Consider the following 16324-nt stretch of genomic DNA (forward strand, 5'->3'; position numbering starts at 1 on the left):
GGGTGGCCGCGCATACCGGGGGGCTCGGTGGCTATGCGGCGCGGGTGGTGGTTGCGGCCGACGCGTTGATCCCCGTCCCGGACGAGCTGGCAATGCCCGACGCGGTGTCGCTGCTCAACGACGGCCCGACGGCGCTGACCCTGTTCGGGACAGCGCAGGTCGAACCGGCCGACCAGGTGCTGGTCCTGGGGGCAGCAGGCGGGATGGGCAGCCTGCTGGTGCAGCTCGTCCACGCGGCGGGAGCCCGGGTGATCGGCGGTGCGCGTGGTGAGCGCAAGCAGGCCCTCGTCCGTGGGCGGGGAGCCGATGTCGTGGTGGACTACTCCGAGCCCGGCTGGCCCGCCTCGGTACAGGACGCCACGGACGGCAAGGGCGCCGATGTCGTCTTCGACGGCGTCGGCGGAGAGGTCGGCCGCGCTGCATTCGCGGTGATCGCACGGGGAGGCCGGTTCTCCGCCCACGGGGCTGCCAGCGGCGGCTTCGCTGAGATCGATCGGGCCGAAGCGGAACGCCGCCGAGTTGTGCTGCGGGGTATCCAGGACGTCCAGCTCACCGCTGAGGACAAGCGGTCGCTGAGCGTAAAAGCGCTCGCCGAGGCGGCGGCAGGACGGCTCCGTCCGCTGGTCGGGCAGACTTTTGCGCTGCGACAGGCTGCCGAGGCGCACGCCGCGATCGAAGCGCGCGAGGTTGTCGGCAAGACGGTGCTGCTGGTCTGACCCGAGGGCTGGGGACAGCCCAGCGGAACGGGGCGAGTCAGGAAGCCCGGGCCGGTATACCGATCCGTGCGGCCACCGAGCACACGAGGTACTCCGGGGCGGCGGTCTCCAGGCGGGCGATCTCCTGCTGTCCCTCGGAGATCCGCGGATCGGCCATCCAGGCCCGGTACGCGGCCTCGTCTGTCCACATCGGATAGTTCACGAAGGTCCGCCCGTCCTGACTGACGTAGGGCGTTGCCGAGATGAACCCGGGGAAGGCGCGTTTCCAGTCGCCGCTGCGGGCCAGCAGCTCCAGCACCGCCACGGCCGAGTCGCGACCGCCAAGGTGCCGCGTGGCCACCGCGACGATACCGGGTGGCTCGCCGGCGGCGGGCCCGCTGAGCCCGGGAGCCGCCAGCCCGCTGCGCGCCGTCGCCGCCAATACCTGCGGCCCCTTCGTGAGTTCGGCCAGCACCTGGCTCGCCGCGCTGCCGAAGTACCACATGCGGTAAGCCTCTTCGGTCTCCCACAGCAGGTGGTGCACCACCGTGGTGCCGTCCAGGGAGATGTGCACGTGCCCGGCGGCAAAACCGGGAAGGTGCCGGATCCACGTGGTCGTCTCGCCGGCGATCCGGTCGGCCAGTGCCGTGGCGGCGGCAGCGCCGTCCACCCGGAGGATCTCGAAGGTGGCGAACTGCGCGGGCCCGGTGGCCCACGGGTCAGCGGAAAGCATTGATGTGCTCCTCGGCCCACTCCCGGAAGGTGTGCGCCGGCCTGCCGATGATCTTCTCGACGGCCTTCGAACCGACCTCCGGCTCCTTGGTCAGCATGGCGAAGTAGTCCAGCGCGCCGTCGGCGTAGGAAGGTGGCCACCCGGTCGCCACCATCTGCGCACGGGCCTGTTCCGCATGCACGTCCTCCCAGCCCAGCTCACGCCCGAGCACCTCGCCGATGATGTTCACCTGCTCCCGCTGCGTCAAGACCTCAGGACCGGTGATGAGGTAGGCCTGCCGCGCGTGGCCCTCGCCGGTCAGGGTACGGGCGGCGACGGCGCCGAGGTCCGCCTCGTGCACGGCGGTGCGTGCGGCCTCGCCGTAGGGGAAGTGGACCACGCCGCCTTTCTTGATCTGGCCGGCGAAACCGAGTGCGTTCGCCATGAAGCCGGTGGTGCGCAAGAAAGTCCACTCGACTCCCGAGTCCCTCAGTAGCTCCTCGAGGTAGGCGTGGCAGTTGTTGTCCCGCCGTTCGAGTCCGATGTGGACACCGACGGAGGAGACCAGCGCCACCCGGCGCACGTGCTTCTCGAACTTTTCCAGCACCGCCGGCGCGGTCTCGACGCCGAGCGTGAAGAACGGCCACATCCACAGCACGCCGTCGACCCCGTCGAGCGCGGCCTCCACACCGGCCGGGTCCTTGAGATCGCCTTCGCAGAGCTGGACGCCTGCGGGGAGCCTGCCGACGTCCGGGTCGCCGGGCAGCACCAGCGCACGCACCTCGGCGCCTTCCTCGAGTAAACAGGCGGCGGCGTGGATGCCGACGTTGCCCGTGGCGGCGGTGATCAGAACTGTGTTACCGGAACTCATGAGTGGTTCCTTTCCGTGGCAGGGAAAATCCGCGTCACACCGCGATCCGGGCTACGCCGCGGGACCGGTCTGTGATGCGCCAGCTGCGCGGGCCCCACTGCGCTGTGGCGGGTTCGGGGCGCCGCCAGGTTGCCGGCGCGCGGTCGAGCGGGGCGGGCCGGCCCGCTCGGCCGGTCAGCACCACGACGAGCGCGGCGAGCTCCACCGGATCGGGACGGCCGCGAACGACCCGGATGACGGCTTCGGTGTGCGTCGTTGTCATCGTTTCTCCTTTGCCCAGAGGGAAATTCGTCACTGCGGCGGATTTCCGTGCTTGCGGGAGGGCAGGTCGGCGTGCTTGCTGCGCAGCATGGCGAGCGAGTCGACCAGGACGGCCCTGGTGTCGCGCGGGTCGATGATGTCGTCCACGAGGCCGCGTTCGGCCGCGTAGTAGGGGTGCATGAGCTGCGTGCGGTAATCCTGGATCTTCTGCCTGCGCACGACGGCAGGATCCTCGGCGGCGGCGATCTCGCGGCGGAAGATGACGTTGGCGGCCCCCTCCGCGCCCATCACCGCGATCTCGTTTCCCGGCCAGGCGAAAGTCAGGTCGGCCCCGATCGAGCACGAGTCCATGACGATCCACGCGCCGCCGTATGCCTTGCGCAGCACCACCGAGATCCGCGGCACCGTGGCGTTGCAGTACGCGTACAGCAGCTTGGCGCCGTGCCGGATGATGCCGTTGTGTTCCTGGTCCACCCCGGGCAGGAACCCCGGCACATCGACCAGTGTGACCAGCGGGATGTTGAAGGCGTCGCAGAACTGCACGAACCGCGCGGCCTTCTCGCTGGCCTTGATGTCCAGGACGCCGGCCTGGACGCTGGGCTGGTTGGCGACGATGCCGGCCACCTCGCCGCCCAGCCGCGCAAGGGCGCACACGACGTTGCCCGCCCAGGCGGGGTGCACCTCGAAGAACTCGCCGTCGTCGACGATCTCCCCGATCACGTGCCGGATGTCGTAGACCCGGCTGGGATCGTCCGGCACGATGTCGAGCAGGGCGCCGGTGCGCCGGTCCGCGAGGTCGGCGCTCGGCGCCGCGGGCGGGAGCTCGCGGTTGTTGGATGGCAGCAGCGACAGCAGGTATCGCACGTCCTGAAGGCACGATTGCTCGTCGTCGTAGGCGAAGTGTGCGACTCCCGACATCGTGGCGTGCACATCCGCGCCGCCGAGACCGTTGTGGCTCATCTGTTCGCCGGTGACCGCCTGTACGACGTCGGGCCCGGTGATGAACATCTGGGCGGTGTCCCGGACCATGAAGACGAAGTCGGTGAGGGCGGGGGAGTAGGCCGCGCCGCCCGCGCATGGCCCGAGCATCACGCTGATCTGCGGGATGACGCCCGAAGCGCGGGTGTTGTGCCGGAAGATGGTGCCGTAGCCGGCCAATGCGGAGACGCCCTCCTGGATCCGTGCCCCGGCGCCGTCGTTCAGCGAGACAAGGGGGACGCCGGCGGAAAGCGCTTTCTCCATGATCTTGTGGATCTTGGCGGCATGTGCCTCGCCCAGCGCGCCGCCGAAAATGCGGAAGTCGTGTGCGTAGACACAGACCGTCCGGCCGTGCACCGTTCCCCAGCCCGTGACCACCCCGTCGGTGTAGGGCTTTTTGTCCTCCAGGCCGAACCCCGATGCCCGGTGCCGCCGCAGCGGCTCCACCTCGTGGAACGAACCGGGATCCAGCAGCAGCTCGATGCGTTCGTGTGCGGTCAGCTTGCCCCTGGCGTGCTGGCGCTCGGTGGCGGCCGGATCGGTGCCGGCGCGGGCCTCGTCCTTGATCAGGGCGAGCTCCTCCAGGCGCTCGCGCAGGGTCCAGTCCGCACGCCGCTCGTCGCGCGCGGCCGGGGTCGTTTCAGCAGTCATCTGGTTCCTCACGCTCCCGCATCGGATTCAGGAAGGTTGCTCGCCGCGTGCGGCCGCAGACCGGAAAGGCCGGCGACCATGCCCACGCAGGCGACGGCGGTCACCAGCCACAGCGCCGCGCGGGTCCCGGCGGTGGCGAGCAGCGCGGCGGTCAGCGCCGGCACCACGGCGGCGGCCACCTGCACCGCGCTCTGGTACAGACCAATCGCCATCCCCTTGTCCGCCGTGGAAACCCGGGCGGCGGCCTGGATGTTGAGTGCGGCGAAGGCCAGTACGAAGGCGGCGCCCAGCAGCAGCATCGGGGGAAGGAGGCCGGTGGTGTAGTCCGCGGGTACGGGCCGCCACAGCATCAGCAGACAGGCGGCCGGCGGGCCCAGCGAGCCCAGCGCCACCAACCGCGAGGTGCCGAACCGCGCGGCGATCCGCGCCGCCAGCGGCGTTGTCATCACCAGCGGAATGCCGGCGGGCAGGAACGCCAGCGCGGTCTGCAGTGGTGACCAGCCCAGCCGGTTTTGCAACAGCACCGTCGCGGTCAGCAGCAGACCGATATTGCACCCGTTGAGAGCCGCGGCGCCGAGCATCGAGCGGATCAGCGTGCCGTCGCGTACCACACCAAGGCGGACCAGCGGCCGGGACGCGACCCGTTCCACCCGCGCGAAGCACGCCATCAGCAGCACCGCCAGCGCCAGCGCGCCGAAGGCTCGCGGATCGGCCCAGCCGTGGTCGGCGACCGACACGATGCCGTACACCAGTGCGGCCAGTGCGGCGCACCAGGAGGCGGCTCCCGGCAGGTCGAACCGGCGTAGTCCACCCGGCGGCCCGGCCGGCCCCCCGGGGATGAGCCGCACGCCGAACGCGAAGAGCACCAGCGCGACCGGTGCCGGGAACAGGAACGTCCACTGCCAGCTCACCTCCGTGAGCAGCCCCGACAGCACCAGACCGGTGGTGAACCCGGCCGCGCCGAAGAGGCTGTAGACCGACACGGCGCGGTTGCGGTCGCGGCCATCCCGGAAGGTGGTCTGGATGATGGCCATCCCGGTGGGCGCGGTGAGCGCGGCGCAGAAGCCCTTGACGAAGCGGGTCGCGATCAGCACGCCCGGGTCGCGGGTGACGGCGCTCAGCACCGAGGCCGCCGCGAACCCGGCCAGCGCGGCGAGGTACACCCTGCGCCGCCCCAGCAGCTCCACGACCCGCGCGCCGAACAGGAGGAGCCCGCCGAATCCCAGCGCGAAGCCACTCACGAGCCACTGCGCGGTGGTCAGCGTCAGTCCGAGCCGTGCGCTCACCGAAGGCAGCGCCACGAGCATCACCGAGACCTCGAGCGCGTCGATCAGCATCGTCGCCGCCAGTACGGCCAGCAAGCCCCGTGATGCCGAGGTCGTGGGCATCGCGCCGGCCTCGCCGGTGCGGGCCTGTGCGGAGCGATCCATGTCCTGTCCCCGATCCCCGGTCTCAGCCGAGCAGCGTGCCGCCGCTGGCGTCGACGAAGGATCCGGTTATCCAGCGGGCGTTGTCCGAGGCGAGGAAGGCCACCACGTCGGCCACGTCGTCCGGTTCGCCGACCCGGCCGAACGCGGACAACTGTGCCATCTGCTCGACCGCCTCCGGTATGTCGAAGACCGGGCTGCCGTTGCGCGTGATACCGGGCGCCACGCTGTTGATGGTGATGTTCCGTGGCGCGAGGTACTTGGCGAAATGCAAGGCCAGCTGCTCGACCGCGCCCTTCGTCATCGCGTAGGCGATCTCCTCGGGATTGGCGAACCGGGTGAGTCCTGACGAGATGTTCACGATCCGTGCGCCGGGCGCCAGGTTTGTCAGCGCTCGCTGGATGATGAAGAACGGCGCCTTCGCGTTGACCGTGAACAGCCGGTCGAACTGCTCCGGCGTGAGGTCCTCGGCAGCCACCCCGCCCATCACGCCCGCGTTGTTGACCAGGATGTTCAGCTCGGTGGAGCCCGTGCGCTCCTTCAGCCCTCGCTCCAGGCCGAGGAACAGCTCATGGACGTCCCCGGCGCGGCCGAGCTCCGCCTGCACCGCGAAGGCGCGCCCGCCGTCCTTCTCGATCGACGCGACGACCTCCTCGGCCGCGTCCTGGCGGCTGGCGTAGTGCACGGCGACCAGCGCGCCGTCCCTGGCCAGTCGACGGGCGATCGCGCGGCCGATGCCCCGGCTCGCACCGGTGACGAGCGCGGTCTTTCCCTCGAGGTTGCTCATTTCGTCTCTCCTGTCGGCGAGTGTCGTGACGGTGTCGGGGATGGGAGGGCCGAACCAGCGGCGCAGCGCGGCGGGCAGCCCGGCGCGCCCGCTGGAGTCCGCCCAGGCCACATAGCCGTCCGGGCGGATGAGAACGGCGTCGCCGGGTGCGCCGGCCGGCGGCCGGTCGGCGGCCAGGATGTCCACGCGGTCCGCCCACGGGCGGGCCGCGTCGCGCAGCAGCTCGAGGCGGCTGGGGTCACCCGAGAAGTCCGCCAGCAGTCCCCGGCCGCCGGTCGGCTGCGGCCCGTGTGCCAGCCGCGTCCCCGCCGCCGCGTCGCCGTCCTGGCCGGTGCCGTAGCGGATCCCGAGTCCCGAGATCATGCCTGCCAGGTGCCGCCGGGCGGGCTCGTAACCGATGAGCTCGGCCAGCACGGTGCGCGTGGCCTCCACCTCGGGACCGCCGAGCAGCAGCCCGGCCTGGGCCTCGATGTTGCCGAGCACCTGAGCACCCGCCGCGTGCCGCTCCGTGTGGTAGGTGTCCAGGAGCGTGCCGGGCGCCCGGCCGGTCACCACCAGCGCCAGCTTCCAGCCGAGATTCACCGCGTCCTGCAGACCGAGGTTGAGCGCCTGACCGCCGATCGGCATCTGCTGATGTGCCGCGTCGCCTGCCAGCAGTACCCGGCCCTCGCGGTACCGCGCCGCCTGGCGGGAGGCGTCGCCGAAGGAGTTGACCCACACCGGCGTGCCGTGGCCGATGTCCTCCCCGGTGACACGGAGCCAGGCCTCCCGGATATCCGCGAAACCCGGCTCGCCGGTACGACCACCGGCGACGGCACCGAACTCGTGCACCATCACCCGTGTCACCCCGGCGGGGTTGCGGGCCGCGATGGCCAGGCCGTGGGGCAGGCGCTGGAAGCGCCGGGCGGGAATCTCGATGCCGGCCACGTCGGCACGCAGGAGCTCCCGCACCGCGCCGTGCCCGGGGAAGGGGATGCCGGCGAGACGGCGCACCGTGCTGTCCTCCCCATCACAGCCGACCAGGTACCGCCCCAGAACGCGGCCCGGCCCATCCGGACCGTCCACCCGCGCTTCGACATGGCCCGGGTGGACCGTCAGCTCTCGCAGCTCATGGCCGCGGCGCACGTCCGCGCCGAGGGAGACCGCCCATTGCTGCAGGACGGCCTCGGTTCGCACCTGGGGGACCTTCCACTGACCCGGGTACGGGCTCGGCAGGGTCAGGTCGAGTGGGATGCCGCCGAAGTGGCCCATCACGTCGTTCGGCAGCTCTCCGAAGCGCCGGAGCAGGTCGCGGCTGTGGAAGAGCTCCATCGTCCGGGCGTGCAGCGTCGAGGCCCGCGATTCGGTGGTCGGCTCCTGCCTGCGCTCGAGGACCACCACGTCGGCGCCGCCGAGTCGCAGCTCGCCCGCGAGCATCAGGCCGACCGGGCCGGCCCCGGCCACGACGACCTGGGTCCGGATCTCCGCCGCCATGCTCAGCGCCTGCTCTCGGCGTATTCCCGCGCGTGGCCCAGCGTGGCGCGGCTGTTCGCGCCCAGCGCGCCGCGGACGTACTCCCGGGCCTGTGGCACGCCGGCGTCCGGACCCAGGATGGCCGCGATGGCCTCGGGTTTGAGCACCACCGTGTGTTGTGAGGAGGCGGTACTCGTGCCGTCCTCCTCGTCGGTGAAGGTCCAGCAGCCGGTGTGCAGTGTCATCAGCGCGGGCAGCGTGATCTGCTTGTAGACGATCTTCTGGTGCGGGAAGCACACGCGAATCGACTTCGTGGTGTGGGTGGCGCCCTCCTGGGTTCGCGTGTCCATCTCCAGGGTCTGCAGGCCCGGGGTCTCCTCGGTGAGCCGTACCCGGGCGACATGAGGCAGCCGCTCGGCCCAGCGGTCCGCCTCGTTGACGAAGTCGTAGGCGGCTTTGGCCGGTCCGGCGATCCGCACGGAGTCCACAAAGGACATGAGCAGGTCGCCGCCCGCGGTGACGGCCTCCACATTGGACTTCAGCGCCGCGAGCTCGGTGCGGGAGTTGCGGTCCACGGCCCGGTCGATCCACGCCAGATTCTCGGGGTCGTCGTCGACAGCCCGGTAGTCGTGCAGCAGCCGGATCGTGGACTCGGTGGCCGAGCGCGGTTCGATGACCCAGGCGCCACCCATCGCCGCGACCGGCGGGGTGGACACCTCCTGGCGGAACTCCACTCGCCGGCCGCCGGGGTCGAGCGTGCGGCGCGAGGTCCAGGTCTTCACCTCGTCGTTGGCGGTGGCCCAGATCTGGATGCGCTCGGAGGTGGTGCCTCGCTCGACGTGTTCGACGTGGACGGTCGGCGGGAAGATCCGGGGCCAGTTCTCCACCTCGGCGATCAACCGGTAGATGTCGTCGGCGGGGGCGAGCACGGTGATCTCGTGCTGGACCTCGCGCAGGAGCTGCTGGGGCATGCTGTCGTCTCTCCTTGTCCGGTGTGGGAGCTCAGAAGTTCCCGAGACCGCCACAGACGTTGAGTGCCTGCGCGGTGATCGACGCGGCGGTGTCGGAGACCAGGTAGCCGACGAGCCCGGCCACCTCCTCCGGGGTGGAGTAACGCCCGAGCGGGATCTTGGCCTCGAACCGCTGCAGGACCGCCTCCTCGGTGGTGTCCCACGCGGCGGCGTACCCCGCCCGCACCCGTGAGGCCATCGGCGTTTCGACGTAGCCGGGGCACACGGCGTTGACGGTGATGCCGGTCGGTGCCAGCTCGTTGCCCAGCGCCTTCGTGAAGCCGACGACGCCGTGTTTGGAGGCCGAGTAGGGGGCGCCGAGCACGACGCCCTGCTTACCCGCGGTCGAGGCGATGTTGACGATCCGGCCGCGGTCCTTGTGCCGCATTCCCCCGGTGTTGAGCACCTCCCGGGTCATCCGGAACACGCTGTTGAGGTTGGTGTCGATGACGTCGTGCCACAGCTCGTCCGCGATGTCGGCGGTGACCCCGCCGCCCGAGCGGCCCGCGTTGTTCACCAGCACGTCGACCGGGCCGAACCGCTTGACGGCCCGGTCGACGAAGCTCCGCACGTCCTCGTCGGATCGAACGTCCACAGTGGACCCATCGACCTCGAGGCCGTCGGAGCGCAGTTGCTTGACCGTCGCCGCCACGTTCTCCGCGGTGCGCGCGCCCAGGTACACCCGGTAGCCCCCGGCGCCCAGCAGCCTGGCCACCGCCAGGCCGATCCCGCTGGTGGCCCCGGTGACCAGGGCGAACCCCTTGCCGTTGTCCGTCATCACTTCGCTCCCTTTCCCCGGGGGTGTGTCAGGCCGTCGCGGAGGCGGCGAGATGGCTGTTGACAAGGTCGATGAGGGCGCGCGGAGTGCCGGCGTCGGCCAGTGCCGCTTCGTCGAGGCTGATGCCGTATTCCCGCTCGATGCGGCTCCCGGTTTCCAGCAGCGCCAGCGACTCGTAACCCAGCACCGCGAATTCGGTGTCGAGGATGTCCCCGTCGAGGTCGACGCCCTCGTCCGCGCCGGCGCCCTCCAGCAGAATGCGCTTGAGCTCGTCGAGGGTGAACTGCTTGGTACTCACGTGTTGCCTCCTGTTTCGTGGATATCCGGACCGCGTACGACGACCGCCGAGTTGAACCCGCCCTGGCCGCGCGCCAGCACCAGCGCGGTGCGCAGCCGTGCCGGGCGCCCCTGCCCGGTCACCAGGTCGAGCTCGTATTCGGGCGCCGCCGTGGCGTTCGTGGTCGGCGGGATCACGCCGTCGGCGATGCCCAGCAGCGCGGCCGACAAGTCCAACGGCGCCGCGCCGGAATACAGCCGGCCGGTCATCGTTTTGGGCGCGGTGACCGGCACCCCGTGCGCGCCGAAGACCGCACCGATCGCGTCCGCCTCGATCCGGTCCAGCTCGGGGACGGCCGCCGCATCGGCGAACACCACGTCGACGTCGCCGGGCGCGACGCCGGCGTCGGCCATGGCGAGCTCGATCGCCTTGCGCAGCGCGGGTTCCCGCCCGCTGCCGGGCCGCGGGTCGAACGTGGATCCGTATCCGGAGACCTCGCCGTAGACCCGGGCGCCGCGCTCACGGGCGGACTCGCCGTCCTCCAGCACGAGGATCGCGCCGCCCTCACCGGGGACGTGACCGCAGGCGCCCGCATCGAACGGCAGATAGGCGCGCGCGGGATCGTCCTCGGTGCTGAGCCTGCCGCTGGCCAGCAGCGCCACCCAGCCCCACGGGCAGATCGAGGCGTCGATGCTGCCCGACACGACCAGCCGGGTGCCCTTGCGGATCTGCCGGCGTGCCTGGGCTATCGCGTCCAGGCCGCCGGCCTGGTCGCTGACCACGACGCCGCTGGGGCCCTTCATGCCCTGGTTGATCGAGATCTGCCCGCTGTTGACCGCGTAGAACCAGGCGAAGGACTGGTAGGCGCTGACGTACTTGCTGCCTTGGCTCCACAGTTTGCGCAGCTCGTCCTGGCCGAATTCGAACCCACCCGACGAGCTGGCGGTGACGACGCCCATGTCGAACTCGGGCAGCTCGCCGGGGCGCACCCCGGCGTCGGCCAATGCCCAGCCGGCCGCCGCGAGTGCCATCCTCGTCATCCGGTCGGTCTGCGGAATGAGCCTGCTCGGCAGGTGCTCCCCGGCCACGAACCCCGGTACCTCGCCGGCGAGCCGGGCCGGATATTGCGCGGGGTCGAACCGGGTGACGCGCTCGATGCCGCTCCGGCCGGTTTTGGTCGCGGCCCAGTACTCGTCCGTGCCCAGGCCGTTGGGTGCGGCCACGCCCAGGCCGGTGACCACGACGCCGGCCGTCATGCGGACCTCTTCCCGGGGACGGTGAGCACCATCGCGCTCTGGAAGCCACCGAACCCGCTGCCGACCGTCAGCACCGTGTCGGTGCGCCACTCCCGGGCGGTGACCGGCACGTAGTCGAGGTCGCATTCCGGGTCCGCGGTGTGCAGATTCGCCGTCGGCGGCACCAGGTCGTGTTCCATGGCCAGCGCGGAGGCCGCGATCTCGATGGAGCCGATGGCGCCGAGGGAGTGGCCCACCATGGACTTGATGGAGCTGACCGGCGTCCGGTAGGCGTGCTCGCCGAGGCTCTTCTTGAACGCGGCTGTCTCGTGCCGGTCGTTCTGCTTGGTGCCCGAGCCGTGCGCGTTGATGTAGTCGACCTCGTCGGGTGCGACCCGCGCCTCCGCGAGCGCCACCGTGATCGCCTCGGCCATCTCCGCGCCGTCGGGCCGCAAGCCCGTCATGTGGAAGGCATTGCAGCGCGACGCATAGCCGGCGATCTCCGCGTAGCAGTGGGCCCCGCGGCGCCGGGCGGTCGTCAGCTCCTCGAGGACGAACACCGCCGAGCCCTCACCGAGCACGAACCCGTTGCGGGTCCCGTCGAACGGCCGCGACGCGTGCTCAGGGTCGTCGTTGCGCGGGGTCGTGGCCTTGATCGCGTCGAAGCAGGCCAAGGTGATCGGCGAGATCGGCGCGTCGGTGGCGCCGGCGATCATCACGTCGGCGGAGCCTTCGCGGATCAACTCCGCGGCATGCCCGACCGCGTCGATACCGGAGGTGCACCCGGTGGACACGACCGTGCTCGGCCCCTGCGCGCCCGCCGTCCAGGCGATCTCGGCGGCGAAGGAGCTCGGGACGAAGTAGTTGTACAGGTGGGGGACCGCATAGTCGTGGTCGACGAGTGCCAGCCTGCCGCTGTCGCTGACCACGCGGTATTCCTGGTCCAGACCGGTGGTGGCGCCCACCGCGCTGCCGATGGTGACGCCGAGCCGGTATGGGTCCAGACCACCCGTCTCCAGGCCGCTGTCCTCAATGGACTCGCGGGCCGCGACAACGGCGAGCTGTGCCGCGCGGTCCATCCGCCGGATTTCCTGCGGGCTCAGCCCGCTCGCCTCGGCGTCGAAGTCGATCTCCGCCGCGACCCGGGAACGGAAGGGGGACGGGTCGAAGAAGGTGATGCCCCTGGTCGCCGTCCGCCCCTCGCTGAGCAGGCTCCAGAGGTTCTTGACCCCGATGCCGCCCGGCGCCACGACGCCGATGCCGGTGACGACCACCCGCCTGGCGCTCACGCGGAGGCCTCCCAGTCGTAGAAGCGGCTCGCCATCGCGTCGGCGGGGGAGCGCCAGGTCTTCGGGTCGTAGGCTTCGATGAAGGGTTTGAGGTCCTCGCTGATGGCGATGAACCGGGGGTCGGTCTTGGCCTGCTCGATGAGCTCGCCACCGTTGTCGTCGTCGAAGTCCTGCAAATGGAAGTACAGGCCGCGGTAGGAGAACAGCTGCCGGCGCCGGGTGCCCATGCGGTGGGGCATCTCCGTCCCGTCGAACGCGCCGAACAGCCGCGCGACCTCCGTGCTCGAACCCGGGTCCATCCGGGCCACGATCAACGTGCTGTGCATGGTCACTCCTCGCTCGTGGAAGATCGCCGGGACCGGCGATCGGCGCCGAACCAGCGGTGCAGCGCGGTGGGCAGGTCGTCGTGGCAGCCCGGGGCGGCCCAGGCCACGTAGCCGTCGGGACGGATGAGAATCGCGCCGGTATCCGCCAGCGGGCTGTCGCCGGGCAGGCCGTGCGGTCCGGCGGTCACGATGTCCACCCGGTCCCGCCAGCCATCGGCCCGGCGCCGCAGCTCGGCGTTGCCGGCGAGGTCGAGCAACACCCCGCGGCCCGCGTGCAGGGCCTGGGTGCTGCTGGTCTTGCCGCCGGCGTCGTCCACCAGCTCCAGGTGTGGCATGCGCCTGCCGAGCAGCGGATGGGTGCCCGCGGCGATCGCATAGCGGATCTCCAGGCCGCTCACCATCCCGGCGAGGTGGCGGGCGACCGGGTCATACGCGATCAATTCGCGGAAAACGTCTCGCAGCGGCTGCATCTCCGAGCCGCTGAGGAACAGCAGTCCCTGCGCGCGGGTGTTCAGCATCAGCCGCTCGCCTACCGGGTGCCGCTCGTCGTGGTAGCTGTCGAGCAGGGTTTCCGGCGCATGGCCGCGCACGACCGCGCCCAGCTTCCAGCCGAGGTTCACCGCGTCCTGGATGCTGGCGTTCATGCCCTGGCCGCCCGCCGGCAGGTGGACGTGCGCCGAGTCGCCGGCGAGGAAGATCCGGCCGCGCCGGTATTCGGTCACCTGGCGGGTCGCGTCCCCGAAGGAGCTCACCCACACCGGGTCGCCCTGCGAGATGTCAGTCCCGGTGAGCCGTTTCCAGGCGGCGGCCACCTCGTCGTAGGACGGCGCCTCGGTGCGCCGCTGCGGCGGCGTGCCCCGTTCGCACACGATGAGCCGGGTGACCCCACCGGGTAGTGGCCCGACCATGACCATGCCGCCGGGCAGGGTTTCGCCGATCATCCGTGGCTCGAGGTCGAGCCCCTTGACGTCGGCGAGGAACATCTCCATGGTCGCCGGGGTGCCGGGGAAGTCGAAGCCCCCGAGCTTGCGTACCGCGCTGCGGCCGCCGTCGCACCCGACCAGGTAGCGGGCGGTCAGCTCGTACTCGCCGCCGGGTCCGCGGACCCCTGCGGTCACCCGCGTGCCGTCATCGTCGACGGACACGACCTCGTGCCCCCGCCGCAGGTCGGTGCCCAGGTCGCCGGCCCATGCCTCCAGCACCGCTTCGGTCTGCGACTGGGGGATCGTCTTCGCGGCCTGGTGGGCGCCATCAAGCAGGCCGAAGTCGACGGGCAGGCCACCGAAGTGACCCACGTTGCTGATTTCGACGTCCCCGAACCGGGACAGCAGGCCGCGCTGGTCGAAGATTTCCATGGTGCGCGCGGTGAATCCCAGGCCGCGAGACTCCCCGGTCGGTCGCGAAAGCTTCTCCAGGAGGATGACGTCGGCCCCGGCCAGGCGCAGTTCTCCGGCGAGCGTCAGGCCGGCCGGCCCAGCGCCGACGACGATCACTTCGGCGTCCATAGCTGTCTCCCTCATCAGTCGGTGATCTCGCAGATGACGGCACCGGCGGCGACCGGCGTACCGGGCTCGGCCCGGAGTCCGCTGACCGTGCCGGCGCGGTGGGCGGTGAGGGGTTGCTCCATCTTCATCGCCTCGATGACCACGACAAGGTCTCCCTCGTGGACCTCGTCGCCGTCCGCGACGGCCACCTTGACGACGGTGCCCTGCATCGGTGAGCTGAGCGCGGCACCGGACGCTGCGGGGCCACTGCTCGCGCTGGCCGTGCGGCGGGGCCGGGTGGCGACGGCCGCGCCGACGGTCGCCGGTGCGCCCAGCCAAGCGGGCACCGAGACCTCGAGCCGCTTGCCGGCGACCTCGACGACAACACCGGCCCGCGGGGGTTCCGCCTCGCCGGTTCCGGGGGCGGCGGCGGGAGCGAACGGCGGGATGGTGTTGTCGAACTCGCTCTCGATCCACCGCGTATGGACCGTGAACCCGTCGCGGTCCCCGGCGAACGCCGGGTCGGTGACGACCGCCCGGTGGAACGGCAGGGCGGTGGCCATACCCTCCACCGTGAACTCGGCCAGCGCCCGCCGTGCCCGCGCCAATGCCTGGTCACGGGTGGCGCCGTGCACGATGAGTTTGGCGAGCAGCGAGTCCCACGCCGGCCCGATCACCGAGCCGGACTCCACGCCCGAGTCCAGCCGCACCCCGGGGCCGCTGGGTGGGACGAACCGGGTGACCGTACCGGGGGCGGGCAGGAAGTCGCGGCCCGGATCTTCGCCGTTGATCCGGAACTCGATGGCGTGCCCGCGTGGTTGCGGGTCGTCGTAGCCGAGCGGTTCGCCGTCGGCGATCCGGAACATCTCGCGGACCAGGTCGATGCCGGTGACCTCTTCGGTGACCGGGTGCTCCACCTGGAGGCGGGTGTTCACCTCCAGGAAGGAGATCGTGCCGTCCGCGCCCACCAGGAACTCCACGGTGCCCGCCCCGGCGTAGCCCACCTCGGACAGAATCGCCTTCGACGCCGTGCGGAGCCGGTTTTCCTGCTCCACGGACAGGAACGGCGCGGGCGCCTCCTCGACCAGCTTCTGGTGGCGCCGCTGCAGGGAGCAGTCCCGGGTCGAGACCACGACGACGTGGCCATGTGCGTCGGCGAGGCATTGCGTCTCCACATGCCGTGGCCGGTCGAGGTAGCGCTCCACGAAGCATTCGCCGCGGCCGAACGCAGCCACGGCCTCGCGGACCGCGGACTCGTAGAGAGCCGGTATCTCCGCCAGAGTGCGCGCGACCTTCAGGCCCCTTCCGCCCCCGCCGAATACAGCCTTGATGGCGACCGGCAGACCGTGGGTGCGAGCGAACTCCTCGACCTCACCGGCCCCGGCCACCGGACCGGCTGTGCCCGGTACGAGCGGAGCCCCGGCACGTCGCGCGATGCGACGAGCTGCGACCTTGTCGCCGAGCGCGCGGATGGCCTCGGCGGGCGGGCCGATCCAGGTCAGCCCGGCTTTCGTGACGGCGTCGGCGAAATCGGCGTTCTCGGAGAGAAAGCCGTACCCGGGGTGCACCGCGTCGGCGCCCGATTTCCTCGCTGCCGCAAGGATTTTGCCGACATCCAGGTAACTGCCGGACGGTGTCTGCCCACCCAGCGCGTAGGCCTCGTCGGCCAGGCGCACGTGCACTGCGTCCCGGTCTGGCTCGGCGTAGACGGCCACCGAGGCCAGTCCTGCGTCGCGGCAGGCACGGGCGACGCGGACCGCGATCTCGCCACGGTTGGCGATGAGGACTTTGCGCAGCATGGACGTTGTACCTCCACCGAGTTCGGCTGGGTTCGAGGCGGGGATCAGCGATGATGCGCGGTATTCGAAAGCAGTGATCTTCGATCGGAAAGTGCATGTCCGGAGAAGGCCTGGTGGGTGCGACCCCGAACACCGCGTAGAGCAAAGACTGTTGGCTCACCCAAGCCGCGGTCAAGACGCTTCTGCCACGTCCCGGTGCGGCTTCGTCAAAGAAATGTCAGGCGCCGCGCGTAGTTCGAGGGAGAGGTCAGATCAGCGCAAAATCGGTTGTCCAGCAGGGGTGCCGGTGCGC

Annotated in this window: 15 protein-coding genes; 1 reads left to right on the top strand and 14 read right to left on the bottom strand. The window is 70.9% G+C overall.

The genetic code is table 11. The annotated features are described in order from the left end of the window. Positions 1-716, top strand: a 716-nt coding sequence (locus tag GKO32_RS11110) for a zinc-binding dehydrogenase (protein WP_154756749.1), incomplete at its 5' end; no start/stop codon positions are given. A 37-nt stretch (positions 717-753) separates the two neighbouring features. Here GKO32_RS11110 and GKO32_RS11115 read toward each other — a convergent pair. Genes GKO32_RS11115 through GKO32_RS11180 form a run of 14 tightly spaced genes read right to left on the bottom strand, consistent with a single transcriptional unit; the run spans position 754 to position 16032 of the window. Next, complete coding sequence (locus tag GKO32_RS11115; protein ID WP_154756750.1) at positions 754-1428, bottom strand: putative quinol monooxygenase; 675 nt, start codon at positions 1426-1428, stop codon at positions 754-756. Then, positions 1415-2278 carry an SDR family oxidoreductase gene (locus GKO32_RS11120; protein WP_154756751.1) on the bottom strand — a complete coding sequence of 288 codons (864 nt, stop codon included), beginning with the start codon at positions 2276-2278 and terminating at the stop codon, positions 1415-1417. Before GKO32_RS11120 ends, GKO32_RS11115 begins: the two co-directional genes overlap by 14 nt. Positions 2279-2312: 34 nt before the next feature. Next, positions 2313-2540, bottom strand: a complete 228-nt coding sequence (locus GKO32_RS11125; protein WP_154756752.1) for an acyl-CoA carboxylase subunit epsilon — start codon at positions 2538-2540, stop codon at positions 2313-2315. 29 nt (positions 2541-2569) lie between these two features. After that, the gene (locus GKO32_RS11130; RefSeq protein WP_154756753.1) at positions 2570-4168 is read right to left on the bottom strand and encodes an acyl-CoA carboxylase subunit beta; all 1599 of its coding nucleotides are present in this window, start codon (positions 4166-4168) and stop codon (positions 2570-2572) included. Positions 4169-4176: 8 nt separating this feature from the next. After that, entirely contained in the window at positions 4177-5598 is a 1422-nt protein-coding gene (locus tag GKO32_RS11135) for an MFS transporter (protein WP_154756754.1), read from the bottom strand. Positions 5599-5620: 22 nt separating this feature from the next. Beyond that, positions 5621-7855 (bottom strand): SDR family oxidoreductase, encoded by a 2235-nt coding sequence (locus tag GKO32_RS38920; protein ID WP_154756755.1) that lies wholly within the window; start codon positions 7853-7855, stop codon positions 5621-5623. Between the two features lie 2 nt (positions 7856-7857). Continuing rightward, on the bottom strand, positions 7858-8805 hold the full coding sequence (locus tag GKO32_RS11145; protein WP_154756756.1) for an aromatase/cyclase: 948 nt from the start codon (positions 8803-8805) through the stop codon (positions 7858-7860). Positions 8806-8836: 31 nt separating this feature from the next. Continuing rightward, positions 8837-9622, bottom strand: coding sequence for a 3-oxoacyl-ACP reductase FabG (gene fabG, locus GKO32_RS11150; protein WP_154756757.1), 786 nt, complete (start codon positions 9620-9622; stop codon positions 8837-8839). 28 nt (positions 9623-9650) lie between these two features. After that, positions 9651-9920: an acyl carrier protein gene (locus tag GKO32_RS11155; protein ID WP_312867800.1), complete on the bottom strand. Its 270-nt coding sequence runs from the start codon at positions 9918-9920 to the stop codon at positions 9651-9653. After that, positions 9917-11155 (bottom strand): ketosynthase chain-length factor, encoded by a 1239-nt coding sequence (locus GKO32_RS11160; RefSeq protein ID WP_154756758.1) that lies wholly within the window; start codon positions 11153-11155, stop codon positions 9917-9919. The genes GKO32_RS11155 and GKO32_RS11160 overlap by 4 nt, the downstream gene beginning before the upstream one ends. Next, positions 11152-12423 (bottom strand): beta-ketoacyl-[acyl-carrier-protein] synthase family protein, encoded by a 1272-nt coding sequence (locus GKO32_RS11165; protein ID WP_312867801.1) that lies wholly within the window; start codon positions 12421-12423, stop codon positions 11152-11154. The genes GKO32_RS11160 and GKO32_RS11165 overlap by 4 nt, the downstream gene beginning before the upstream one ends. Further along, positions 12420-12749: a TcmI family type II polyketide cyclase gene (locus GKO32_RS11170; RefSeq protein WP_154756760.1), complete on the bottom strand. Its 330-nt coding sequence runs from the start codon at positions 12747-12749 to the stop codon at positions 12420-12422. Before GKO32_RS11170 ends, GKO32_RS11165 begins: the two co-directional genes overlap by 4 nt. 2 nt (positions 12750-12751) lie before the next feature. Next, positions 12752-14254: an FAD-dependent monooxygenase gene (locus tag GKO32_RS11175; RefSeq protein WP_154756761.1), complete on the bottom strand. Its 1503-nt coding sequence runs from the start codon at positions 14252-14254 to the stop codon at positions 12752-12754. Between the two features lie 14 nt (positions 14255-14268). Beyond that, the gene (locus tag GKO32_RS11180; protein WP_246243482.1) at positions 14269-16032 is read right to left on the bottom strand and encodes an acetyl/propionyl/methylcrotonyl-CoA carboxylase subunit alpha; all 1764 of its coding nucleotides are present in this window, start codon (positions 16030-16032) and stop codon (positions 14269-14271) included. Positions 16033-16324: the final 292 nt, after the last annotated feature.

The sequence above is a fragment of the Amycolatopsis pithecellobii genome (assembly GCF_009707865.1).
In the GTDB taxonomy this organism is placed as follows: domain Bacteria; phylum Actinomycetota; class Actinomycetes; order Mycobacteriales; family Pseudonocardiaceae; genus Amycolatopsis_E; species Amycolatopsis_E pithecellobii.

Excerpts from the sequence above, each read along its gene's own strand:
- GKO32_RS38920 (WP_154756755.1), bottom strand. The coding sequence starts at position 7,855 with ATGGCGGCGGAGATCCGGACCCAGGTCGTCGTGGCCGGGGCCGGCCCG.
- GKO32_RS11125 (WP_154756752.1), bottom strand. The coding sequence starts at position 2,540 with ATGACAACGACGCACACCGAAGCCGTCATCCGGGTCGTTCGCGGCCGT.
- GKO32_RS11120 (WP_154756751.1), bottom strand. The coding sequence starts at position 2,278 with ATGAGTTCCGGTAACACAGTTCTGATCACCGCCGCCACGGGCAACGTC.
- fabG (WP_154756757.1), bottom strand. The coding sequence starts at position 9,622 with ATGACGGACAACGGCAAGGGGTTCGCCCTGGTCACCGGGGCCACCAGC.
- GKO32_RS11160 (WP_154756758.1), bottom strand. The coding sequence starts at position 11,155 with ATGACGGCCGGCGTCGTGGTCACCGGCCTGGGCGTGGCCGCACCCAAC.
- GKO32_RS11180 (WP_246243482.1), bottom strand. The coding sequence starts at position 16,032 with ATGCTGCGCAAAGTCCTCATCGCCAACCGTGGCGAGATCGCGGTCCGC.
- GKO32_RS11115 (WP_154756750.1), bottom strand. The coding sequence starts at position 1,428 with ATGCTTTCCGCTGACCCGTGGGCCACCGGGCCCGCGCAGTTCGCCACC.
- GKO32_RS11130 (WP_154756753.1), bottom strand. The coding sequence starts at position 4,168 with ATGACTGCTGAAACGACCCCGGCCGCGCGCGACGAGCGGCGTGCGGAC.
- GKO32_RS11135 (WP_154756754.1), bottom strand. The coding sequence starts at position 5,598 with ATGGATCGCTCCGCACAGGCCCGCACCGGCGAGGCCGGCGCGATGCCC.
- GKO32_RS11175 (WP_154756761.1), bottom strand. The coding sequence starts at position 14,254 with ATGGACGCCGAAGTGATCGTCGTCGGCGCTGGGCCGGCCGGCCTGACG.
- GKO32_RS11145 (WP_154756756.1), bottom strand. The coding sequence starts at position 8,805 with ATGCCCCAGCAGCTCCTGCGCGAGGTCCAGCACGAGATCACCGTGCTC.
- GKO32_RS11170 (WP_154756760.1), bottom strand. The coding sequence starts at position 12,749 with ATGCACAGCACGTTGATCGTGGCCCGGATGGACCCGGGTTCGAGCACG.